The sequence below is a fragment of the Parabacteroides sp. CAG:2 genome (assembly GCF_000436315.1).
Classification (GTDB): domain Bacteria; phylum Bacteroidota; class Bacteroidia; order Bacteroidales; family Tannerellaceae; genus Parabacteroides; species Parabacteroides distasonis.
The window spans coordinates 38483-63541 of sequence record NZ_FR885328.1 but is presented as its reverse complement, the minus strand read 5'-3'; the positions used below and the strand labels follow the sequence as shown (position 1 = coordinate 63541).

Genomic DNA, 25059 nt, shown 5'->3' with positions numbered 1-25059 from the left:
ACATGTACGTGTTTTCCGGAAAACATGATGATGTTTTTATATCACTGATATTCATGTATATATAACTTGATACCTTTGCATGGACTTATTGTGTGTTTTTTCTTCTTGTATTTGTTATTTTGTTGTTCTATCGTTTGTTTATGAATTAAAAATATTTAATTTTGCTTATCTATAATAAAGGATGAAGTCATTTATATATATACTATTAACTTCCTTGACTTTCCTTGTGGTAGGATGCCAAAATGAATCTGAGGAAATCCGTTTGATCAATCAGGCGGAACGCCTGTTTGATGCCTATCCGGATAGCGTAATCACTACATTGGATTCCATTCCGCTCCCGGAAGAGATGAGTCCCCGTCTGATAGCCCGTTGGTGTATGTTGTACGCACGTGCCGCCGATAAAATAGAGGACGAAATGCCTTATACGAACCAGCTTGAGATCGCCTTGAAATACTATCAAAAGAAAAAGATGCGGGAAGAGGAGGCTGAGATCGGCCTTTATCTGGGGCGTTCGTATGTGGAGGATAAGGAGTACGAGAAGGCAATGAGGGCTTACTCCGATGCGCTGGAGGTAGCGTTGGCGATTAAGAACTATAATCGTGCCGGGTATATTTGTAGTTATATGGGGGATTTGTATGAACTGGATGATCGTTATGTGTTAGCTGCAAAAAAATATAAGGAGAGCGGACGGTATTTTCGATTGGCCGGTAATATGAAAAGCTATGTGCGTTCGTTTGTGAATGAGGGAAGGAGTTATATGGATGTTGATTCTAATTATTTAGCTTTAACTATATTGAAGCGAGCAGAAGTGATAATAGATTCCTTGAGAGTAGATGAGGTTAGAAATTATGTATACAATGGTCTAGGTAATATATTTAATGTTTTGGAAAAATATGATTTAGCTGAAAAATATTTATTGAAGAGCATAAAAGAGGATTCGAGTGATACTGCTTCGGATTATTTGACCTTATCAGATCTTGAGCAAAAGCGTGGAAATTTAGAACAAGCGGAAAATTATCTTCAAAAGGCTAATAGTGTATCCATAGATAATGATTTTGTACCGGCTACTATTGCTTATCATTATTATAAAATAAATAAAGAAAGAGATGATTATAAAAGAGCTTTGTCTTTTTATGAAGAATATGTAGCAGCAGAGGATTCCCTTATGAATATAAGTAAATCTGTCGATATATATGATACAGAACAAAAATATGAACATTTGAAATTGCATAATGAAAATATAAGATTACTATTAAAGGGGCAAAGGAATTATACTTTTATATTGATATTGTTATTTTTATGTGCTTTACTCATTATTGTCTATTTAGCTACGATAAGAAGAAAGAATCGTTCACTTTTAAAACAACAAGAAAAAATTAATACTTTGAATCAAAGCATATATCAATTATATGCAGAACTTCGGAGAAAGAGTGATGAACTAATCCAATTGCAAAATACTCAGTATTCTTCGGTGAAAATGCAAGTGGAATATGAAAATGTACAGAAAGAGGTAGATAGCTTGAGATCTCGATTATTCGAATTAAGAGAATCTAAAATTCTCAATAGTAATTTAGCTAAAAAAATAAAGAAAATATCTCAAACTGTGCAGCCTAATCATTCTGAAGCACCCGTTTCCGAAAAAATGTGGATTGATATTGAAGTTTTGATGATGGAAGTTTACCCTAGTGTTATAAAGGTACTGAAGGATGCAGGCTTGTCACCATCGGAGATGCATCTTTGTTTCCTTACATTATTTAAACTTGATTCAACAGCTATATCTATCCTTTTAAATATTATTCCTACTTCCGTCGATCGTACACGTTTGCGAGTACGAAAGAAATTAAATTGGGAAGGTAAACAAGGATTGTATGAATCTCTTGTTAATATTTAGTATGTAATAAACCTTCATTTAAGGGGCTCTACGATTGTTTGTCTATGTATTTGTTTTTATAGTATTTGATTGTCAAGTGTTTACGTTTTTTTCTTTGTCTATGTGGATTACATAATTTAACCCCTTTAGATCATATATAATCTCTAGATTTGCAACCGAAACATAACAAAAAAAGAGAGATTATGAAAAATGTAAAATGGCTACTAACAGTGTTGTTTATTTTTTCAATTTGTATTCCATCTTTTGCAGGTCATGTGCCTTTACATGGTCATCTTAAGAAAAAACAGCGATCTGTAAATTTGGATGTACCTATAAAAGCAGACATAGATGAAACTTCAAAAGTTTTGTCTTTGGAGTTTTTAGAATATATAGGAGAGGTACGAGTATCTGTTGTGGATGCGAATGGAAATATCGTTTATGAGGAGATAGTGGATACACAAGATGTTTCTTCTAGTATTATCTCATTAGATGAATGTACTTCTGGATCTTATGGACTTTATATATCAGATTCAGAAAACTACGCAGAAGGTTTTTTTAATTTATAAATAATTCAAATTTTAGAAGTATGGACAAAAAGACAGTGCTTTTAGCATCTGCATGTACTTTATTGATGATATCATGTAGTAATGATGCGGAATTGATTAATGTTGCTGAAACGACAGGATTACAAACAAAGGCTTTTGTTGGTGAAGCAGATTTCCAAATTGTAGATTATGCGGGAGATAAATGTATTCAGTTCAAGAATGATTCCGTCTTTAATGCGATGCTTTGGGAGATGAATGATATGTCAGAAGAAGAGAGAAATAATATTTTCTCGGGGGCAGGTTTCGTAAGTCAATGGCAACTTATGCAAGAAGCAGATCAAGAACAGGAGCTTATTGTAGACAATTATGAGAAAGATCTTAGCCAACCTTGGCCTGCTCATCAAATCAAAGAATTCAAACAAAAATATGATGATGTTTTCATGTTTGAACCTTATGATTCTACAGATTTTATTGCGCATTATAAATTAAAAGGTTCTACATATAGTTCTTTTGTGAATAGAAGGGGGGTGTTTTTGATAGGAGATAGTGTAGCATATGCTCCTGTATATAAGGCTTTAGAGGAATATTTCGGATCAGGGATATCATTGTATGGTAATAATGAAGCTACAAATGAAAAGAATGATATAAACCTAGCTGAAAGTAAATATCAAATACCAGGTGGTGATTATGTAAAGGTTCGAGCTATTCCAAGATTTATAGAGTTACAAACTATTGAAAATAAAAATTATTTGTCATTGGGCTTTGATTATCTTAGTCAAAAAAAGAAAGTTTTATGGAAAAAACACCGTACAATGATTATACTACGTCTTACAGCTTCAGGGTCAGGAAGTGGTTTTGAAGTATATAATGTTTCAATTAAAAATTATCAGAATAAAAATGGGGTAACAATTCTTTTACATACAGATGTATATAATAAACTTTTAGCTAAGGATCAAGGAGGTATGTTAGGGCATGTTGGTGAAAATCCAAGAAACTCAGTTACAATCGTAACTCCTCCTCGATTTGAGTTTTCTGGACGAATGGAAATTTGGTCAGATGAAATGCCTGAAAGTAATAAAGGGACTGCAAAAATAAGTTTAAAAGAAGACTGGTGATAATTTATGAAAAAAATTTTATTTTTACTGTTATTGGTTTCTACTTCTACTTTCGCCCAAATTGAGCATGGCTTATTAGTAGGTGCCGGTGTTGGATTTCCTTTACAAGATAGTTGGAAACGAACTACTTGGGGTGATGAATCAAATTGGTCTTATCGGCACGATTATAAGTTAAATAGTATGATCGGTTATCGCTTTCGATTCCTTCCGGAACAGAAATTCTTTTATGATTTGGATATTACGATGGGATTTCAGAAGATGGAAACGACGAAGTATTTTCCTTATTATGAAAGTATAGAGGATGGTATATATGTTTCTAAGAAAGCTGATGTTTTCGATGAGTTTGTGATGCCTATCTCCGTAGCCGCTAGTTGGAATTGGCGTTTTACCAAGAAATTCCATTTAGGTGTCGGTATCGCTCCTACGCTTTATGTACAGCCACAAGCCGTGTTTGACCTGTCCGTGATGGCGAAGGTGGGATATCGTTTAAGCAAGCATTGTGAGTTCGGCCTTTCTTATCAGTATGGCTGTTTCAATACCTTGAAGCATTTCAATAACGGACCGGCTAATGGCCGTCGTGGACATCTTTCGGATTTGATGCTCTCTGTATATGTTCCTTTTGTTTTGAAATGATAGAATAATAAAGTATAGAAACACATAATGTTTTATTTGGAACCAAAACAAAGATGAATAACTGCCTATAAGAAAAGAGTACGTGAAAAGAGCCATGTGTAGAGAGATAATTCTATGCATGGCTTTTGCTTGTATAATGTATATAGATTCTCAAGAATTATTGAGGCATTTTTTGTTTGCGATATTGTCTCTCTCGTGATTAAGAACTATCTTTGACAAACTATCCAATAGTGGATGCCGAATCAAAATCAATTGACTATGAAAACAAAAAAATTGAAATTCTTCGTAAATTTGTGGTTCTTTAAGCATATCTTATAGTAAGGATCGAATATGAAAATGAGTGAAAAGGAGGTTGATACATCAAATGAACTACGGGTCTTGTCCCTGTTCTCTGGATGTGGGGGCATGGATTTAGGATTCGAGGGGGATTTTATATGTCATCGTAAGTCTATATCTCCTCAAAGTACCTGGGTTCAAGAGGTTATCGATGAACACTGGGTTCGTTTACAGAAGAATCGTTTTCGAACGGTCTTTGCGAATGATATATTGAAAGAGGCACAAACCGCTTGGCTTCAATATATGGATCGATTCGGATATGATAAAAACGTTTATAATACAAAGAGTATCGTAGACTTGGTGAAAGAGCATCGAGCGGGGAAAAAAGTTTTCCCTAAAAATATAGATGTCGTCACGGGAGGTTTTCCTTGCCAGGATTTCAGTGTCTCTGGTAAACGTCTGGGATTTGAGTCGAATAAGGATCATACCGGGAAATTGCGTGAGGACGATGAGGCCTCGGAAGAGACGAGGGGTAAACTTTACTATTGGATGAAGCAGGTGATCGATATTACGAGACCCAAGATATTTATCGCGGAGAACGTGAAGGGACTGGTGAATCTGGGAGACGTGAAAAGTATTATTCAGAGAGACTTCGCCCATGCGGCTGGGGATGGATATATTGTTTTAGATCCTCAAGTTTTACATGCGGGCAATTATGGGGTTCCGGAGTCTAGAGAGCGTGTGATTTTTATCGGGATACGTAAGTCCGCGTTAAAGGTTAAGGCTTTAAGAGCGCTTCAAGAGGAGAAGATACCCAAAGCTTACGATCCTTATCCGAGTCCGACACATGCTTGCACCGTGGAAGATAAGAAACTATTGCCACCGGTGGTTTGTCGGGATGTATTTGTAGGATTGGAGGAACCGGATAGGACAGAAGATCCATCCCAGCGGTATTATTCACAGGCGAAATATATGGGAGCTCATTGTCAAGGTCAAAAGGAGATCGCGCTGGATAATATTGGCCCGACGATTCGTTCCGAGCATCATGGAAATATAGAATACCGTCGTTTATCCCGGGAGCATGGGGGCGTTATTACGGAAGAATTAGACGCCGGTTTACAAGAACGTCGCTTAACTCCTCGAGAATGTGCTTTGATACAGACGTTTCCGCCGGATTATACGTTTGTCTCCCATAAAAAGAACAGTACACGTTTTGAGTTAAGTGCCTCAGGCGCTTATAAGGTGATCGGTAACGCGGTTCCTCCAGTATTAGCGTATCATATAGCGAATCGCATACAGACTTTATGGCCGTTGTATTTTAAAAAGAGATAATATGGAAGAGGAGAATATTATTACTGTGCGTAATAGAAATCTTCAAAAAGCGGATGAGGCTTTTGCGGATTTTATGTTTATGCTGGAATCATACTTGAATGAAAAAGCAGCTGCTATTCCGGGTACGTATTGCGATTGTAAGAGTAAGGAACTGGAAAATGTAGTAGTGAACGTGATGAAAGAACTTTGCGGTAGAACTCCTTTCCGTGTGGAGGAGATACGCTTGGTTTCCGCCCAATATTTTCCAGATATTATCGCGGAGAAATATTATGGGGTTGAGGTAAAATCTACAAAAGAGAACCATTGGACATCTACGGGAAGTAGCATCGTGGAGTCTACACGTGATAAGAATGTAGAAAATATCTATATGCTCTTCGGCAAACTGGGAGGTAAGACGGCGGAGTTTAAGTGCCGTCCTTATGAGGATTGTCTCTCCGATATAGCTGTTACCCATTCTCCCCGTTATTTGATTAATATGGAATTAACGAAAGAGCAGACTATTTTTAGTAAGATGGGAGTTGCTTATGATCAATTAAGGAATGCTCCGGATTCTATAGAGATCGTTCGAAAATATTATAGGGAAAAAGCCATTAAAGCCAAAAAGAAAGCTATGCCTTGGTGGTTGGGCACTTCCGCTGAGGAAAGTTTGGAGGAGCATACGGATATGAATATAAGCCTGTGGGTGGATAATGGAGAATATGCGGATCCGGAAAGGAATAAGAGACTAAAAGCGGAGATATTTATTTTATTCCCGGAAGTAGTGAGTGGGAATTATGAGAATGCTGCCTTATGGTTATGTATGCGCCGGTCTGTTGTTAATTTTCATATGCGGGACACTTTTTCCGCAGGGGGCCAACAATTGAAACTGAATGATGAACTTCTGCCTTTTCCTTTACCGCATGTGGTTGGTGAGTTGTTAGAATCTGCGACTTTAATAAAGAACTATCTTCTTAATAGTGATGATTTAGACTTAGATATATCGGAATTCCGTCCAGAACTTATGTTGCCTAACCGATATGAGGTCTGGCTTAATGATATTTGGAAACGTATTCATCAACTAAAACCTTATAAAAGGAAAGAGACTATCGAAGAATTGGGCGGTATTTCATTGGCCGAATGGATCGATAGGAAATATACTTTGTCTGTAAAATAAAATATATCTTCTTCTCGATCGTCTCCCTAAGATCATAGATCGTATCAAGAAGCATACCTATCCCGGAAAAATACGCTGTTTTATATCTCCACAAACGGCTTAACGACTTGTATATGGAATTAGTAGGGGATTGAGACGGTTGATTTAGAACTAATAGCGAATCAGAAGGGTTATACAAATACGTAACATTAAAGTTTAAAGCTATGAAGTTTTTTATTGACACGGCGAATCTGGACCAGATCCGGGAAGCGAATGAATTGGGAGTATTGGATGGCGTGACGACTAATCCGTCCTTAATGGCGAAAGAGGGAATCCGGGGGGTGGAAAATCAACGGAAACACTATTTGGAAATTTGCGAGATCGTGGGCGGGGATGTAAGCGCCGAGGTAATCGCTACCGACTTAGAGGGCATGATAAAAGAAGGGGAGGAGTTGGCAGCTTTACATCCTAATATAGTCGTTAAAGTACCTTGTATCGAAGCGGGGATTAAAGCGATAAAATATTTCACCAGAAAAGGCATCCGTACGAATTGTACGCTGGTTTTCTCTGTCGGTCAGGCGTTATTGGCGGCTAAGGCCGGGGCTACGTATGTATCGCCCTTTGTCGGGCGTTTGGATGATATTGCCAGCGACGGGATAGAGCTGGTACGTAAGATCGTGGAAATGTATGATTATTATGATTATGATACCCAAGTTTTAGCGGCTTCTATCCGTAGCACCCAGCATATCATCCAATGCGTGGAGGCCGGGGCGGATGTGGCTACTTGTCCTTTGTCCGCCATTAAAGGCTTATTGAAACACCCGTTAACGGATAGTGGGCTAGCTACTTTTCTAGCGGATTATAAGAAAGTAAACGGATAGAAAAAAAATAGTACCTTTGTGCGGATTAATTCGTAAACGCATTTAAAAGATTACTATCGTGGCAAAAGTTGTGGAAACCCCTTTGATGAAGCAGTATTTCGATATAAAAGCGAAACATCCGGACGCTATCCTTTTATTCCGGGTTGGAGACTTTTACGAGATGTATGGCGAGGACGCCGTGATTGGCGCGGAAATACTGGGTATCGTACAGACCAAACGTGCGAATGGCGTAGGGCAGCATGTTGAGATGGCGGGATTTCCACATCATGCCTTGGATTCTTATCTGCCGAAGTTGGTGCGGGCCGGAAAGCGTGTGGCTATTTGCGACCAGCTGGAAGACCCTAAGTTGACGAAGAAACTGGTGAAGCGGGGTATTACGGAATTGGTGACTCCCGGTGTTTCCATCAATGATAATATACTGAATCATAAAGAGAATAATTTCTTGGCCTCTATCCATTTCGCCAAGGAGGTATGTGGTATTTCTTTCTTGGATATCTCTACCGGCGAGTTCATGACAGCGGAGGGTTCCATCGATTATATCGACAAATTACTCAATAATTTTTCCCCGAAGGAAGTGTTGATCGAACGGGGAAACAAGAAGCGTTTCGAGGAGGCTTTCGGTCCTCGTTTCTTTATCTTTGAGCTGGATGACTGGATCTTTACGACCTCGGCCGCCGAGGATCGCCTGTTGAAGCATTTCGAGACGAAGAACCTGAAGGGTTTTGGCGTACAACATCTGAAATTAGGTATTATCGCTTCCGGGGCGATTCTGTATTATCTGGACCAGACCCAGCACACGCATATTTCCCATATCACCGCTTTATCCCGTATCGAGGAGGATCGATACGTCCGCTTGGATAAGTTTACGGTACGCAGCTTGGAACTGGTGGGTACGATGAACGATGAGGGAACAAGCTTGTTGGACGTGATCGATAAGACGATCTCGCCGATGGGCTCTCGTATGCTTCGCCGGTGGATACTATTCCCGCTAAAGGATGTAAAACCGATCCAAGAACGCCAAGAGGTCGTGGATTATTTCTTCCGTGAACCGGAGACAAAGGAGTTGCTGGATACGCAGTTGGAGCAGATCGGCGATTTGGAACGTATTATCTCCAAGGTGGCTGTCGGCCGTGTATCTCCTCGTGAGGTGGTTCAGCTAAAGGTCGCGCTTCGTGCGATCGAGCCGATCAAGGAGGCATGTATGGCGAGCGGGGAACCCAGCTTATGCCGGATCGGGGAGCAATTAAACGCTTGCGCCTTGATCCGCGACCGGATTGAGAAAGAGATTAATAACGATCCCCCTTCTTTGGTCAATAAGGGAGGAATTATAGCGAAGGGTGTCAACGAGGAATTGGATGACTTGCGTGCCATCGCTTATTCCGGCAAGGATTATTTGTTGAAGGTACAGCAGCGCGAGATCGAATTGACGGGTATCCCAAGCTTGAAGATCGCTTTCAACAACGTCTTCGGCTATTATATAGAGGTACGTAATACCCATAAGGATAAAGTCCCGGCGAATTGGATCCGTAAACAGACCTTGGTGAACGCCGAGCGCTATATTACCGAGGAGTTGAAGGAATACGAGGAGAAGATATTAGGGGCGGAAGAAAAGATCCTTGCTCTGGAGACCCGCCTTTTCAATGAGCTGGTATTGGCCTTGACGGAGTATATTCCGCCTATCCAGATGAACGCGAACTTGATCGGGCGTATCGATTGCCTTTTATCTTTCGCCAAGGCCGCGGAGGCAAATAAGTATATCCGTCCGATCGTGAGTGATTCCGACAAGATCGACATAAAGGGAGGTCGCCACCCGGTAATCGAGAAACAACTGCCCTTGGGAGAACCTTATATCGCCAATGATGTCTATCTGGATGACGAGAAACAACAGATCATCATTATCACGGGTCCGAATATGGCCGGTAAGTCTGCCTTATTGCGTCAGACAGCCTTGATTACGCTCATGGCGCAAATCGGTTGCTTTGTTCCGGCCGAGAGCGCCCATATCGGTATCGTGGATAAGATATTTACCCGTGTAGGCGCCTCGGATAATATCTCGGTGGGTGAGTCTACTTTTATGGTAGAGATGAATGAGGCCTCCGATATATTAAATAATATGACTTCCCGGAGCTTGGTGCTTTTCGATGAGTTAGGCCGGGGTACCAGTACCTACGATGGCATATCGATCGCTTGGGCGATCGTGGAATATATTCATGAGCACCCGAATGCGAAGGCGAAGACGCTGTTCGCTACCCATTACCACGAGCTGAACGAGATGGAGCGTGCCTTTAAGCGGATCAAGAATTATAACGTATCGGTCAAGGAAGTAGGGAATAAGGTGATATTCTTGCGTAAGTTGATACCGGGAGGAAGCGAGCATAGCTTTGGTATCCACGTGGCGAAAATGGCCGGTATGCCTAAAAGTATCGTGAAGCGTTCGAATGAGATCTTGAAGCAGTTGGAGTCCGAGAATCGTCAGGAAGGCATCGGGGGTAAGCCTGTAAAAGCGATCGCGTCTGCCGCCGAGGGGTATCAGCTGAGTTTCTTCCAGTTGGATGATCCGGTGTTGAGCCAAGTACGGGATGAGATCAAGAACTTGGACGTGAATAATCTTACCCCCTTGGAAGCCTTGAACAAACTGAGTGAAATTAAGCGGATTATTACGGGGAAATAATCCGCTTGATCGTATTACCGATGATTGGTAATCATTTACTTTTTAGGTCTCACCAACACTACCACCCGGTTGTCATCCTCTTCCAATGTCGCGGCCACCTCTTTTAGTTTGCCTTTCAGCTTTCCCCTTTTATAGTCCTGGCAAAGATCGGAAGCATTGATGGTAGAACACAATTCGCCTTTTGAATTGATGGGAGGAAATGTCACCATATAGATTTCTTTCTTATAAGAATAATCATCGTTGTATGTGATATAGTTGAAAAATTTCTTTTCTTGCGTATCGTATGCGAAGTACTTTCTCGGGAAACCTTCTCCTGTGTTAAAATCATATATATTCGTTACGCTTTCCATGAAATAATAACGATCGGAAATCAATCTTAAGACGACGAAAACGCCCGGATCCATGGTGTGGATAGGGGGTGTTCGTGCGATAAGCGGGCGCAAACTGTAATCAGGCATTAAGGTGTATACCGTATCTGAAGAGGCCTCAAATAGAATCCAATTACCCTTAAAAGGAATTATACTGTTATACGGACCTGGTCCAGCTGCTCTTGTTTCTCCTTTATCATAAAGTCTTTCAACGATATGGAATAATTGCTTCTCTTTATATGGAACCGTGATTTCTTTCGTTATACTTCCATCTTGCTTCGACACAAGCAAGAACGGTACCTCAAAATTAAACTTATCATAGCAAATCAAGTTGTCCTTGTCATAATCAAGCATTTCCACGTAAAACGAACTTTTCTCGCTTCTTTGATTCAGACTTCGTTTGAAATTTCCTTCCAAATCATAGACCCTTATCTTTTTCGCATGAAAATCATTTACGAAAATCTCTTCGTTTTCTTCATCTAACGAAACCGATCTCATAGACACGTATTCTTCTCCACCTTGTCCCTTGCGATTTATTTTGCGAATAGCTTTTCCGTTCCGGCCATATACGAAAATATTGCCATCATCGTAAAAGTTTGTCACGATTATGTATTTCTCGCCAACCGCCTGCACGCATGCCCGATTGATAAACTCATCGTTTGTTTCCAGCGGAATATACTCCATATCCATGAAGTCTTGAAGGACCAACTCTTTTTTGGTTGAATAACTATCGTTTACATCCACGGTTATAAGACCATCGGTCGATGAATGGTCGCCTCCACATCCAGCCATTACAAACAGGATGATTATCCCTGTAAAAATGAATCTTTTCATACGCGTATGATTTTTGTTTAACTTATGGTGGTGAAGATACTATAAAAAGCCGATGGTTTTCACGAAATTATCCTATTATTTGTTGATCTCACTGGTAATTTCCTGCACATCTTGGAGCGTAAAACGCCCTAACAATTGCATGACGCTGAAGCTCCCGTCGTCCATGTCGGCTATCATGATCAACTCCTGTATCAGTTCTCCTTGTTGCTTGACGTAGAAATTGGCTTTGGTCTTTCCATCTTTTACTCGCATGAGTTCTTCATGATCCTTTCCGATCAAGGCTTTGAACTCACCTCGCATTCGTTCCCTTAAATCCGCTTTTTGGGTGGTGAGTATTTGCAGGGATTCTATTTTCCCTTTCAGGTTGGCAAGGTTGAGTCCGGCGGTTTCCATGACCGGCATCATCTGAAACATCTTTTTGGAGATATATACGGAAGTAACATCGTCCATATCCGCATATTTGTCGAAAAGCTTGTTCTGGGCAAAACAGATATTCACGCAGCAGAGAAGCAGTATTGTATATAGTTGTTTGAGTCTCATTGTATTAATCATTTAAATGTTTATTTACGATCTTGTTTATTTTTGTGATCTCTTGACTGGCTTCATTGACCTGCCCGAGACCTTTGTTTAAATTCCTAGACATGAACGCCAAGGCATTTTGGGCTACGACAGCTGCCTCTTCAGGATCGGTAAAGGTATCGGCCATAACGGGAGCCGGACGATTTGTCTCCGTGAAGATGAGGAATAGGGCGCCAAGAATAGCGGCGGCGATTCCGCTTATCCAATAGAAGGAACGTCTTCGTGAGACTCGGGGAGATATCTCTTCTTGGGCTAGGAAGTCGATTTGTCGTTCCAGCCTTTCGGAAAGTCCCTCCGGTAAGGCTAAATCCTCTTGGAGTGCCTTGTTTATTAGTTCATCTATCTTTTTATCATCCATGACAACTTGCTTTTTCTAGTTTCTCCCGGATCAATTTGCGTGCCCGGGAAAGTAATGTTCTTATATTAGAGGAGCTAAGCCCTGTAATCTGTTCAATGTCCTCATAGGAACAATCCTCAATACCACGCAGGCGGATTACCTGCCTCTGGTTCTCGGGGAGCTGTTCTATCAGTTCTTGTATACGCCGGATATCCTCTTTTTCTTCCAATTCCTTTTCCGGCGAGGAGTCGGTCGTTAATAGAACGGTCTCCAATGCCTCTTCGTTGTCTCTTCGGCTTGCTTTGGGCGAGCGCAGGAAATCCAGACAAAGATTTTTGACCAATGTTATGGAAAATGCTTCCGGATTCTGGATATCTCCCAGCTCATCCCTTTTATTCCATAATTTGCAATAGGCATCTTGAAGTATGTCTTCCGCATCCGCTTTATTGTCTAATAAGGCATAAGCGATCCGATAGAGTTTAGGATGAAAGGGTAGGAACCGTTGTTTAAAAACATCAACGTCCATCAGTATCGCCCTTAATGATTTCCAGTTTTGTGCTCATTGATTACCCGGTCTAGATCGGACGGGCTGATCTTTCCTTTGATACGGATTAACGCATTGTCGCTTCCTGTCGTGAATATGACCAGTTCACGGATCATATCCTCTTTTATTTTGACAAGAACTTTCGTGCGACTGTCCCTTTCATTTGCCGTGACCATCGTCTCGTAATCAGAATCTCTCAGGTTCCGTATGGCGGTAGACAGTCGGTCTTTCACCTCTTGGGCACAATTATCAAATTCAAGGATATCTATACCGTTTACTCCCATTGTCTCGGTGAACAGGCTGGCTAGCTTCATCGTTATGTTTCCGATATTTACGGAAGTAACATCGCTTTCACCCCGGAAAGCATTGAATAATTGATCCATCTTCTGCTGCCCGTATCCTACTTGGCTGATAAGGAGGATGGCCAGTAACGCTAGTAATCTTTTCATTGTAATTGACTTTTTCGTTAATACTATGTTTTTGGATCGCCCTTCGTCCGTGCGCCTTAGAGTGGGGGCTTTCACAAAGAAGACGGGATAAGGGATTTGTTTGTTACAAAAATAGGCAAAAAAGATTAGAGTCCGGGCGTATTTATTCTCGATAGGCTTTACGGTAAGAATGAAAAGTTCCATAGATTAGTACTCTTATTTTATATACTGATTATTTTTTCTTCAGTTTAGGTGTCCATATATAGGCGACGGAATCGTGTAACCTGATATCTTTACCATCGAAATATAACTTATAGGAATATTTATATCCTTTATTCCAGCAGGTGCCTTCCGGAATGATGTATTTGTAAGTTCTTCCATTGATAGTAAAGATCGCCTCAACTTCTTTTTCCCGGATAGGAGAGTAGGTAGGGACTATACGGATATTTTGCTCCTCCGCTTTCGCGTGTCGTAAAGTTACGGATGGATCTATTGTAAGTAAAGTGGCTTTATATGCCCCGGGAGTTCCTTTGATATTTCCGGTTACGATATCCATTGTCCCGGTATATTGCAAGGTATTACCTCCCGCACGGTTACCGATCTGTATGGAGGTTAGCTTGAATAGCCCGTTGATGTCCGAATCTTGATATATTTCGAATGAGAGAAGTGATAATGCATAATTCATGGAGAGTTTCGCGAGCGGAGATTTACGGTTGACCTCTTTTTGGCCTTGCGAGAGCCTCCCATATTCATAAGAGGGGGTTTCCGCCGCGATTGGGGATATTTTGATCGGTATGGAGGTAGGATCTAACGGTATTTGTACTTTATAAGGTGAGTAAGCGTAGATCATGACTGGTCGATTAGATCTAAGGAATACCTGCGGTGTTTGTTTCCATTTTAAAGAACCTTTTGATGAGCCTACAGCCTTTGATTTTACGTTTTTATAAAGAGATGCGCCTTTATATAAACTGTCTTGATTACCATAGGTTATAAATAATCCTATTTCGGACCCTTCGGGCAGAATTTCGGTGAATACTGAAGAACCTGCCGTATAGGACCGGGTGGTCATTTCAAGAACTGACTTTCGTGCGGTTGATTTCTCTTTGGACATCCACTGCTGATTTTCATGACATCCGGTAAAGATGATTAACAAGATCGTAATTAATAATAATTTGTTCATTTTGTCTAATGTTTTAATGGAACCTTTCAAACAATAAACATTTGAGCCAATATAGTTTATTATTCTATTACTATTAATTATTATTCCTGTTATAAAATGATATTTTTATATATTATATAGTAACGATTGTTTTATCCTCTTAATACGCAAAGTAACCTGCTTTATTGTATACTATAATAATCAATATATCCAAGAGATATAAAGTTATTATTAAACGGGTCTCGTCCTTGTAATAGTCAAATAGAAGAGTGTTTTTGGCGATAAGTTGAGAGGGAATGATAACCCTTGAATGTAAAAGGGTATTTGGACGAGACCCGTTGTTTCTCTTATTGAGAGAATATATAGAGTCGGCTGAATGAAAAACACATCGTACGGGTAGTGACCCCGATGGTCTAATTCGCCGGAATGATAGAGCCAATTGTTATTTTCAGTGTAGTTGCCGGTGGCAAACGGATCAAAGCTTGCCACGGCATTACACCTTAATAACCACAACATAAAAAACTTACATGATATTGCCAATCAATCCTTCGTCGTTACCCGGTAACCAGTCTGTGATAGAGACGTCTCGCAATTGTAACGACCTTCCGTTAAAGCTTAGCTTATATAAATATTTTTTCCCTTTTTCCCATTGGGTGTTAGCGGGTATGTCAAATTTGTAGGTTTCTCCGTTGATCGTGAATAAGGTCTCCACGTCTCCGGTTCCGATCGTGCCGGAAGGTGGAATTACCATGAGCCGCATAGGATCACAATATTTCTCGTTGATGAGGGTAACCGGATTCGTCAAGGATAATACCGTGGATGCGGACGTGCTACGGGCGGTAGAACCGATGATATCGCCCGTCGTGATATCGAGGGTTCCTTCGCTGACTAAAGTTGTTCCACCGGGCTTATTTCCTACTTGAACGGAACTTATAATAAAGGCACCTGTCTTGCCTTTGCTTAGGTTCAGCTGGAAAGATATAAGCGATAGGGCATGATTCATGCTGAGTAATACAAGTGGCGAGGTACTGTTGACCGCTTTTTGTCCGATCGCATGGGTTCCATACATATAATCATCGGTCTCCAATGCGTTCGGGGCCAGTTTAACAGGTATCTGCCGGGCGTTAAAATTTATATCTTCTTGATATGGATAATATGCGTATATCGTAGCTTCATTAGAGTCAAGGATCACTTCCGGACTCTGTTGCCACCGGATTTTTCCATTCACTCTATAAGCTTTTACGCTTACGTTTTTATAAGTGGATATGCCATTGTATAAATCGTCGACTGTACCGGACGTGATTTGTAGTCCGAGCATAGAGCCTTCTTTAAATTCTTGTATAAAATTGGTGGATTTTGTAGTTAGGATACGAGTCGTTATTTGGAGTGGTTTTTCATTCCAGCCGATATTCTCAAGACCTCCGAAGTCTTTGTCGTTGGAGCAACCCCAAAAGCTTAAAATCATACTGGTAAAGAGTACTAAATTTCTCATTATTTTACTTATTTTTGTGTGAAACTTCTGGATGCAAATATCGGGTGGTTAAGGGGAAAGGGAGGTGCATACGGTCTAAAACGTCGGTGAAATCGTATAAAATTAGATCGTTCAAATTGTCTAAGGCGTTCATATTGTTAACTGAGGGGTCAAAAAGAACATTCGGGGGGGCGTATTGTTTAATAGATAGGAGGTAGTGTTATTATGTTGGATAAAATTCAGTTTCTACTAAGCTTACAGATATTAGGCTTTTGTGTTTTTGGTGGTATTACCCTGCTACTACGGGCCCGTGAGAATAGGGCAAAACAGATTTTGGGGTGGAGTATGTTATTATGGGCGTTTTTAGCGGCGGTACGAGTATCGGTTAACCTGTATTTAGAGGATTCAAAAGAGATATTTCATCCGGATGTGCTGATTATGGGATGTATTGTGGTAGCTACATTAGCTTGTTACGTGATAGAAGTGTTACGACCTTGCTATATGACCGTTCGCCGTTTCTTTATTTTTACCAGTCCGATATGGGTATTGGGTATTTCTTTTTTGATTTACCGGCTATCCGGTGGAAATATTCATCGTTATAACTCTTTTGGCGAGGTATTCGATACCTTGAATCTGGATGTGGTTATAAGGCTTTTGATTTTATTTTTCACGCTTCTGTATATGATCGTTCCTATTTATCTGATCTTGCGCTATAGTGAGGGATTTAAGGTGTATTTAAGGGAAAATGTATCGGACCCGGAAGATTATGATCTGGACTGGTTGAAAAAGACCATGCTGATCCTTTCTTCTATGTATATTTTTTATTTGGTATTGTTGTTTACGGATCGGGTTAGCCTATATGTAATCGACAAAACGTTTTTATTGGTTTTATGGTACTATTTCTTTTATAAGGCCTTGTTCCTAAAGGTTATCCATTTGGATCACACATTCGAGAGCGGATGGGGATTACCCGATTTGGAGGAGGATACGGATGATGATCAAGGTAGTGAGGAACAGAAAGGCATCATACGCCAAAGGTATGTTGAGGAAGTACAGGCGTGGTTTGAACGTGAAAAGCCCTATCTACGGGAAGATTTACGCTTAACGGATTTACAGCGGATCTTCCCGATGAGCCGCTCTTATCTATCCCAATTGTTTAATAAAGAATTAGGTTGTTCCTTCTCGGATTACGTAAACCATTTCAGGGTAGAGGAAAGCAAACGTTTATTGGAAGCCGAACCTCTGGCCAGTATACAAGAGATAGCCGAACGTTCGGGCTTCCATTCTATCAGTACGTTCCGTCGTGCGTTTATTAAGCAGACAGGGGTTATTCCTTCCGAATACAGGAGAGACGGGAACGAGTCAATTTAACCGGTAACTGACGAAAGCGAATCGCTTGCTATCGGGTGCCCAAGAGTTTACGTTTATCGTACCTTGCCCGCCGAATAGTTTGACTAAAGTCTTAGGTTCTCCGCCCTCGGCTGGCATAAGGCGTAACTCTACGTTTTTATTGGCGAGGTGTTGTCCGGGTTCCAGATCACCTTTTGTATAGGTGATGAAAATGATTTGTTTTCCATCCGGAGAGATGTGGGGAAACCAAGAATTTCGGGTCTCATCGAATGTCATCTGGGTTTGTTCGGAACCATCCGCCTTCATGCGCCAGACTTGCATAAGCCCGGTACGTACGGAGTTGAACCAGATATATTGTCCGCAAGGGGAGTATTCGGGGCCATCGTCCAAACCTTCGGCTGTCGTAAGACGTTTTTCTTCTCCGCCTAGGGCAGGAATGACGTAAACATCAAAATTACCGTTTCTCTCGGCGCAATAAGCGAGTTGTTTTCCGTCGGGGCTCCATCCGTGTAGGTAGCTAGGACCGAGTGGGGTAATCAACCGGGGAACACCTCCTTCGAAAGGCAGGGTATAAACACGCGATTTACCATCTTCTTTTGTTCCGTTACTGATCGCTATTTGCTTCCCATCCGCGGAGATCACATGGTCGTTGTTGCAACGGGTCGCGTAGTCGCTATTGATTAATTGCGGCTCTCCCGGAGATTTCGGAGAGAGCTTATATAATTTTCCTCCACTATTATATACAAGCCAATTACCATCCGGAGTCCAGTTAGGTGCCTCGATCAAAAAAGGGAATTCCTTGACAACGGAACGTTGCCCGGTCGTAATGTCCATCACTTCCAGCACACTAGTCACATTCTTTTTTTGGGCATGCGTACAAAAAACGGCGATACACATACAAAGTACAGAATTGAGAAAACGTTTCATATACATATAGATTTAAAGGATATAAGAAAACCGGGTAAAATTAGCTTTACGCTATTTTACCCGGTTTCAAAGATATAATTTATTTCGATTACTCCTTATACATTGAAACGGAAATGCATGATATCTCCATCTTGCACAACATATTCCTTACCTTCAACGCTCATCTTTCCGGCCTCTTTAACAGCAGCCTCGGAGCCATAAGCGATATAATCCTCGTACTTGATCACCTCGGCACGGATAAATCCTTTTTCGAAGTCCGTATGGATAACACCGGCGCATTGAGGAGCTTTCCAGCCTTTATGGAACGTCCACGCACGACATTCGTCCGATCCGGCGGTCAAGAAGGTTTGCAGATTCAATAATTTGTAAGCCGATTTAATCAAACGGCTTACGCCAGACTCTTCCAATCCGATTTCTTGTAAGAACATCTGGCGTTCCTCATAGGTATCGAACTCAGCGATCTCGCTCTCGATCTTAGCGGCGACTACTAGAATCTGGGCATCCTCGTCTTTAACCGCCTCGCGTACGGCATCTACATATTTATTGCCGTTTACGGCGCTAGCCTCATCCACGTTACAAACATACATGACAGGTTTATCCGTCAGCAAGAATAAATCGTGGGCAATGCGTTCCTCGTCTTTCGTATCAAAAGAAACGGTACGTGCGCTTTTTCCTTGTTCTAAAGCCTCTTTGTATTTACAAAGTACCTCGTAAGCGATCTTGGCTTGCTTATCACCTCCAGTTTGCGCTTGTTTTTGCACCTTGGCGATACGGCTGTCTATCGTTTCCAAATCCTTGATCTGAAGCTCATAGTCAATGATCTCCTTATCACGGACCGGGTCTACACGTCCGTCCACGTGCACGATATTATCGTCGTCGAAGCAACGCAATACGTGCAAGATAGCGTCTGTCTCACGGATATTAGCCAAGAACTTATTGCCTAATCCCTCGCCTTTACTCGCTCCTTTCACCAATCCGGCGATATCCACGATCTCTACGGTGGTGGGGATCACTCGCTGCGGATGTTCGATTTCCGCTAGTTTATTCAGTCGCTCGTCGGGTACGGTGATCACGCCTACATTCGGTTCGATCGTACAGAACGGAAAGTTCGCTGATTGTGCCTTCGCGTTGGATAGGCAATTGAAAAGGGTAGACTTTCCTACGTTCGGAAGTCCCACAATGCCACATTGTAATGCCATATTATTATCGTATTTTTTATTATCAATCTGTTATATAGTCGCTTCAAGCGACTTGTTTTGAGTTCGCAAAGATAATCAATTTTAGGCTGATACGGTTATTTTCTTAGGCTTTCTCTTCATGCTTAACCGGTTGCCTCATCGATTGTTTGTTTAATAATGTTTTAACGAGTTTGTTCATAGGCTTCTTTACTAATGTTATTTTTTACTTAGGTTGTTCTCTCATATTTCCGGTAAAAGAAAGTCAATAACAAGAATCCGATAAAAGCGAATCCGGAACCTATCAAGGCCGGATATTTATAACCAAGGCCGACCTCCAATGGTAACCCACCACAATAAGCTCCGATAGCATTTCCTAAATTGAACGCAACTTGTACGCTGGCGGCTCCCAGCATCTCTCCACCTTTGGAGTAACGGATCAATAATACTTGTTGAGGGCTTGAGACGGCGAATAATCCCGCCGTACACAGACACATCAGCAAGACATTTAACCAAGATATTTGTGCCAAGAAGAAGACGAGCAGTAGGGCTACGCAAATCATGCCTTGCGCTATGGCCGCTACCCGTCCGGGCATATATTTATCGGATAGGCGGCCACTGATCAAGTTGCCCGCTACCATACCGAAACCTGCCAATACCATTAGAACAGTAAGGCTTTCGGCCGAGAAGCCGGATACTTGTGTCAATAGCGGGCTGATATAGCTATACCAGCAAAATACACCTCCGTTACCTAGCATTGTCGCCCCTAGGATTAACCATGGCGCTTGAGTCTTAAGAAAACGAAATTGTCCTTTAAAGCCAGTATCCGGAAGGTTCTCTACCATAGGTACCCATCTCCAGATGTAATATAAGATGGCTATGCCCCAGCAACCAACCAGTAAGAAAGTCAGACGCCACGAGAGCATGGTGCTGAGGGCCGTCCCCAACGGGACACCGAATAGGTTGGCGATCGTCATCCCCGCTATCATGATAGAGACAGCCTCGGAGCCTCTTCCTTTATCAGCAAGCTTTTCGGCTACGATGGAGCCAACACCGAAGTAAGCTCCGTGAGGCAATCCAGAGATGAAGCGGGCTATCATCAATACCCAGTAATTAGACGCTAATGCGGCGCATAAATTACCGATCATCATAATCCCTACTAAAACAAGCAAAATGTGTTTTAATGGATATCTACGGGCGATAATCAACATGGGAGCGCCTACGCAAACCCCTAGTGCATAAGCTGAGATCAGATGCCCGGCTGTAGCAATGCTGATGTGTAAATCTTTCGCGATGTCGGGTAGGATACCCATCATTACGAACTCGGCAATCCCCAGCCCAAGGGTACCGAAAGCTAAAGCGATCAAACTTTTTTTCATAACCTAAAATGCTCAACAATCTTTTCGAGCGCAAATATAGTGTATAGTATACATTATTATTTGCTTTTCGGAATGTTTTTAGGGGAAAGTTTTGCGTTTCGTGATGGGCTGTTAGGGTCTTAAAAAAACATGTACGTCTTTCAAGAAAAAGTCGTACGTGTTTTCAGGAAAACACGTACATGTTTTTTAAGGGGAATTCCGGCATTATTTTAATGCGCCTCCAACCAGTTTTCTCCCTCGCCGCAATCGGCGATCAAGGGGACTTGTAGTTTCATGACGTTTTCCATTTCCTCCAGCACGATTTTCTTTACCTCCTCGGCCTCCTCTTTGTAGACATTGAAGTTTAACTCATCGTGTACTTGGAGGATCATCTTGCTTTTCAATCCCTCTTCCTCAAAGCGTTCGTAAATGCGTACCATCGCTAGTTTGATGATATCGGCGGCGCTCCCTTGGATAGGGGCATTGATTGCGTTTCGCTCGGCATAGCCGCGTACGACGGCGTTGTGTGAGTTGATATCCGAAAGGAAACGCTTGCGCTTGAAAATGGTCTCTACGTATCCTTTTTCCTTGGCTACTTTGATGCTCTCCTCCATGTATTCCTTGATGCGGGGGTAGGTGCTGAAATAACCGTCTATCAGTTCCTTGGACTCAGAACGAGGGATGCCCAGACGCTCGGCGAGCCCGAAGACGGAGATGCCGTAAATGATACCGAAGTTGGCGGTTTTCGCCTTCCGGCGCATATCGCTGGTTACTTTTTCTACCGGGATTCCGTAGATATTGGCGGCGGTAGCGGCGTGAATATCCGCTCCGCTTTGGAAAGCCTCGATCATATGCGGGTCACCACTCAGGTGGGCCATGATACGAAGCTCGATTTGGGAGTAGTCGGCGGAGAAGAAGAGGCAATCCGCATTATCCGGGATAAACGCCTTACGGATCTTGCGGCCAAGATCGTCCCGTACCGGAATGTTTTGCAGGTTCGGATTGGTAGAGCTGAGGCGTCCGGTAGATGTTACCGCTTGGTTGAAAGAGGTATGTATCTTTCCGGTCTGCGGATTGATCAACTCGGGTAGAGCGTCGATATAGGTACTTAATAATTTTTTAAGTCCGCGGTATTCAAGAAGCTTGCCGATGATGGGATGTTTGCTGCGAAGTTTCTCCAATACATCCTCGCTGGTACTGTAACCGCCTGTTTTGGTCTTCTTCGCTTTCTCGTCCAGCTTCAAGCGGTCGAAAAGGATTTCGCCGACCTGTTTCGTGGAGTTGATGTTGAATTCCGTGCCGGCCAGCTCGTAAACCTCTTGCTCCAGTTTGTTCATGGAGGCGGTAAGTTCGCCCGAAGATTGCTTAAGCGCTACTGTATCCAGCGTGACGCCGGTAGCCTCCATTTCCACTAATACATATATTAATGGCATCTCGATCGTGGTGAAGAGGGATTCCAGTCCTTCTTTCTTCAACTCGGGTGCGAAATAATTCTTTAGCTTGAGCGTGATGTCCGCATCCTCGGCGGCGTATTCGGCGATTTGCTCCACGGGTACGTTTCGCATCGATAACTGGTTCTTTCCTTTTGGGCCGATCAGTTCCTCGATGTGGACGGTCTGGTACTTGAGGTAGGTCTCCGCTAGGTAATCCATTCCGTGCCGTAATTCCGGGTTCAGCAGGTAATGGGCGATCATCGTATCGAACAGAGGACCGGCTACCTTCACGTTGTATTTACGAAGTACCAAAATATCGAATTTGATGTTTTGCCCGATCTTTAATGATTTCGGATTTTGCAGGGCAGGGGAGAAGCGTTCCACTACTTTCGCCGCCTCTACTGAGTTGGCGGGAACAGGAACATACCAAGCCTCGTTTTCTTTCACGGCGAACGACATTCCGACCAGTCCGGCTTTCAAGGGATCGATGCCGTCGGTTTCCGTGTCAAAAGCGAAAAATTCTTGACCCAATAAAAAGTGGGCTAAATCGGCTTGTTTTTCCTCTGTATCAGTTAAATAATAGTTATGGGGGGTGGACTTTAAGTCCGTGAGAATCGATTTTTTGGGCTCTTCCGTACTCTCGGGCGTAAAAATCGCGAACAAATCGCCTTGAACGGGACCTTTCGGAGCGGCTTTGACCGGCTCAGAACTTAGTTTGTTAATAAATGTTCTAAATTCCAATTCTGTGTAAATCTCAGTCAGCCGCTCTTCGTTTGGCTTTTCACGAACGCAACGGGCGGCATCAAACTCGATAGGGACATCCGTTTTGATCGTCGCCAAGAATTTGGAGAAACGGATTTGCTCGGCGTTCTCCTCCACCTTCTTCTTTTGCGCGCCTTTCAACTTATCAGTGTTCGCTAACAGGTTCTCGATGCTTCCGAATTCGGTCAGTAGTTTTTGAGCGGTCTTCTCGCCGACACCCGGACAGCCGGGGATATTATCGGAAGCGTCGCCCATCAGTCCCAGCAAGTCGATCACTTGCTCCGTACTCGTGAGGCCGTACTTGTTTAAGACCTCAGGCACGCCCATGATCTCGTAATCGCCTCCGAATTTCGGACGATACATAAATATATGTTCGGACACCAATTGGCCGTAATCTTTATCCGGCGTCATCATGTACACCTCGAAGCCTTCCTTCTCCGCCTGTTTGGATACGGTGCCGATCACATCGTCCGCCTCGTAGCGGGGTACTTCCAGAATCGGAATATTGTAAGCCTCTATGATTTCTTTAATGATAGGGACGGATTGACGGATCACTTCCGGCGTCTCTTCCCGTTGTGCCTTGTATTGCTCGAAGGCCTCATGGCGGAAGGTCGGTCCCTTCGGGTCAAAGGCCACCGCTATATGAGTCGGGTTCTCACGTTTTAATACATCCTCCAGACTGTTGATAAAACCGAAAATGGCGGAGGTATTCACACCCTTGGAGTTGATACGCGGATTCTTGATGAAGGCGTAATAGGAGCGATAAATTAACGCATACGCATCTATAAGGAATAACTTCATTACTTTTAACACGTTTTAGTGGGACAAAATCTGGGTAAATGTACGAAAAAACTCGCTTACTCGATAGTTTTTGTTACTTTTGCGAATCTTTGCATGGAATTATGGATGAAAGAAGGAAAATAGAAGAACCGGTTTCCGCTGAATTTGAACGTTTCAATAAGGATTTCGAGGCATCTCTACGCAGCGAGACGACCCGGTTACAATCGGCTATCGACGTTATACTGAATTCTACCGGGAAGCATGTGCGTCCGTTATTGGTGCTCCTTACCGCCAAGGTCTGTGGACAGGTTACGGATAACACGATCAATTCCGCTGTCTTGCTGGAGCTTTTGCATACCGCCACGTTGATTCACGATGACGTGATCGATGAGACGAAGCAACGTCGTGGCGTTCCCTCATTGAACGCTATCTTCGATAACCGTATTTCCGTGTTGGTAGGTGATTATGTGCTTTCTACCGCTTTGATCCGTTCCATACAAACCGGCGATTTGCGGATTGTCGGGATTATCTCTAATTTAGGCAGAGACTTGTCCGAAGGTGAGATCAAGCAATTGGAGACCGCCGAGGAGAGTATCCTAGACGAGAATTGCTATCTGCAAGTGATCAAGAAGAAGACGGCTACCTTGCTTTCCGCTTGCACGGAGATTGGGGCCATTTCATCGGGCGCCTCTGCGGAGGTGATCGCTCTTTGCCGTGAGTTTGGCGAGTATCTGGGGTATTGCTTCCAGATCAAGGATGATATCTTTGATTATTTCAAGGAGGCGAATATCGGTAAGCCGACGGGAAATGACATTCGTGAGGGTAAGGTTACGCTTCCATTATTATATGCCTTGCGGCAGGGTAGGGAAGAGGAGGCCGCCCGTTATTTGGATATGATTTTACGGAAAGATTTCGCGGCGGAGAATGTCGATTCCTTGATCGAGTTCGCCAAGGCGAATGGTGGAATCGAATATGCCGAGGCCCGCATGAAGGAATATCATGATAAGGCGGTCGATGTTCTTTTGAGATTGCCAGAGTCTGAGGCACGGACATCCTTGATCCAGCTGGCCGATTATATCATGACTCGCTCCAAATAGAA

The 25059-nt window shown here is 42.6% G+C and carries 21 protein-coding genes; 10 read left to right on the top strand and 11 right to left on the bottom strand.

What is annotated here, in order from left to right:
- Positions 1-181 precede the first annotated feature (181 nt).
- From QVP94_RS16415 to mutS, 8 genes are all read left to right on the top strand, one after another.
- Positions 182-1891, top strand: coding sequence for a tetratricopeptide repeat protein (locus tag QVP94_RS16415; protein ID WP_005860394.1), 1710 nt, complete (start codon positions 182-184; stop codon positions 1889-1891).
- A 182-nt stretch (positions 1892-2073) separates the two neighbouring features.
- Complete coding sequence (locus tag QVP94_RS16410) at positions 2074-2436, top strand: DUF3244 domain-containing protein (RefSeq protein ID WP_005860396.1); 363 nt, start codon at positions 2074-2076, stop codon at positions 2434-2436.
- Positions 2437-2456: 20 nt separating this feature from the next.
- Entirely contained in the window at positions 2457-3530 is a 1074-nt protein-coding gene (locus QVP94_RS16405) for a DUF4848 domain-containing protein (RefSeq protein WP_005860398.1), read from the top strand.
- Positions 3531-3536: 6 nt separating this feature from the next.
- The gene (locus QVP94_RS16400) at positions 3537-4163 is read left to right on the top strand and encodes a hypothetical protein (protein WP_005860400.1); all 627 of its coding nucleotides are present in this window, start codon (positions 3537-3539) and stop codon (positions 4161-4163) included.
- A gap of 336 nt (positions 4164-4499) precedes the next feature.
- Positions 4500-5771, top strand: a complete 1272-nt coding sequence (locus QVP94_RS16395) for a DNA cytosine methyltransferase (protein ID WP_009275478.1) — start codon at positions 4500-4502, stop codon at positions 5769-5771.
- A 1-nt stretch (position 5772) separates the two neighbouring features.
- On the top strand, positions 5773-6924 hold the full coding sequence (locus QVP94_RS16390; RefSeq protein WP_005860404.1) for a hypothetical protein: 1152 nt from the start codon (positions 5773-5775) through the stop codon (positions 6922-6924).
- Between the two features lie 203 nt (positions 6925-7127).
- Positions 7128-7784: a fructose-6-phosphate aldolase gene (gene fsa / locus QVP94_RS16385; protein WP_005860406.1), complete on the top strand. Its 657-nt coding sequence runs from the start codon at positions 7128-7130 to the stop codon at positions 7782-7784.
- Between the two features lie 85 nt (positions 7785-7869).
- Positions 7870-10455, top strand: coding sequence for a DNA mismatch repair protein MutS (gene mutS / locus QVP94_RS16380; RefSeq protein WP_154395244.1), 2586 nt, complete (start codon positions 7870-7872; stop codon positions 10453-10455).
- Between the two features lie 35 nt (positions 10456-10490).
- Here the strand turns inward: mutS and QVP94_RS16375 are convergent, their stop codons facing one another.
- From QVP94_RS16375 to QVP94_RS16345, 7 genes are all read right to left on the bottom strand, one after another.
- Positions 10491-11657, bottom strand: coding sequence for a DUF4934 domain-containing protein (locus tag QVP94_RS16375; RefSeq protein WP_008778922.1), 1167 nt, complete (start codon positions 11655-11657; stop codon positions 10491-10493).
- Positions 11658-11732: 75 nt separating this feature from the next.
- The gene (locus QVP94_RS16370) at positions 11733-12197 is read right to left on the bottom strand and encodes a DUF4252 domain-containing protein (RefSeq protein ID WP_005860412.1); all 465 of its coding nucleotides are present in this window, start codon (positions 12195-12197) and stop codon (positions 11733-11735) included.
- A gap of 4 nt (positions 12198-12201) precedes the next feature.
- On the bottom strand, positions 12202-12594 hold the full coding sequence (locus QVP94_RS16365; RefSeq protein ID WP_005860413.1) for a diguanylate cyclase family protein: 393 nt from the start codon (positions 12592-12594) through the stop codon (positions 12202-12204).
- A complete protein-coding gene (locus tag QVP94_RS16360; RefSeq protein ID WP_005860415.1) occupies positions 12587-13099 on the bottom strand; it encodes a GFO_1088 family ECF-type sigma factor in 513 nt (170 codons plus the stop codon). The genes QVP94_RS16365 and QVP94_RS16360 overlap by 8 nt, the downstream gene beginning before the upstream one ends.
- A gap of 11 nt (positions 13100-13110) precedes the next feature.
- Positions 13111-13566, bottom strand: coding sequence for a DUF4252 domain-containing protein (locus QVP94_RS16355; RefSeq protein ID WP_057317289.1), 456 nt, complete (start codon positions 13564-13566; stop codon positions 13111-13113).
- A gap of 211 nt (positions 13567-13777) precedes the next feature.
- Entirely contained in the window at positions 13778-14725 is a 948-nt protein-coding gene (locus QVP94_RS16350) for a fimbrillin family protein (protein WP_011967097.1), read from the bottom strand.
- 502 nt (positions 14726-15227) lie between these two features.
- Positions 15228-16196, bottom strand: a complete 969-nt coding sequence (locus tag QVP94_RS16345; protein WP_005860423.1) for a fimbrillin family protein — start codon at positions 16194-16196, stop codon at positions 15228-15230.
- A 204-nt stretch (positions 16197-16400) separates the two neighbouring features.
- On the opposite strand from QVP94_RS16345, the gene QVP94_RS16340 reads away from it, so the two are divergent.
- On the top strand, positions 16401-17546 hold the full coding sequence (locus tag QVP94_RS16340; protein ID WP_005860425.1) for an AraC family transcriptional regulator: 1146 nt from the start codon (positions 16401-16403) through the stop codon (positions 17544-17546).
- On the opposite strand, the gene QVP94_RS16335 is transcribed toward QVP94_RS16340, so the two are convergent.
- From QVP94_RS16335 to polA, 4 genes are all read right to left on the bottom strand, one after another.
- A complete protein-coding gene (locus QVP94_RS16335; RefSeq protein WP_022193005.1) occupies positions 17538-18452 on the bottom strand; it encodes a TolB family protein in 915 nt (304 codons plus the stop codon). The genes QVP94_RS16340 and QVP94_RS16335 overlap by 9 nt on opposite strands.
- Positions 18453-18547: 95 nt before the next feature.
- Positions 18548-19651, bottom strand: coding sequence for a redox-regulated ATPase YchF (gene ychF / locus QVP94_RS16330; RefSeq protein ID WP_005860429.1), 1104 nt, complete (start codon positions 19649-19651; stop codon positions 18548-18550).
- A 206-nt stretch (positions 19652-19857) separates the two neighbouring features.
- Positions 19858-21006, bottom strand: coding sequence for an MFS transporter AraJ (araJ, locus tag QVP94_RS16325; protein ID WP_005860430.1), 1149 nt, complete (start codon positions 21004-21006; stop codon positions 19858-19860).
- Positions 21007-21215: 209 nt separating this feature from the next.
- On the bottom strand, positions 21216-23981 hold the full coding sequence (polA, locus tag QVP94_RS16320; protein WP_022193004.1) for a DNA polymerase I: 2766 nt from the start codon (positions 23979-23981) through the stop codon (positions 21216-21218).
- Between the two features lie 101 nt (positions 23982-24082).
- Between polA and QVP94_RS16315 the strand changes: the two genes are divergently transcribed.
- Entirely contained in the window at positions 24083-25057 is a 975-nt protein-coding gene (locus QVP94_RS16315) for a polyprenyl synthetase family protein (protein WP_008778914.1), read from the top strand.
- The last annotated feature ends 2 nt before the right edge of the window (positions 25058-25059 follow it).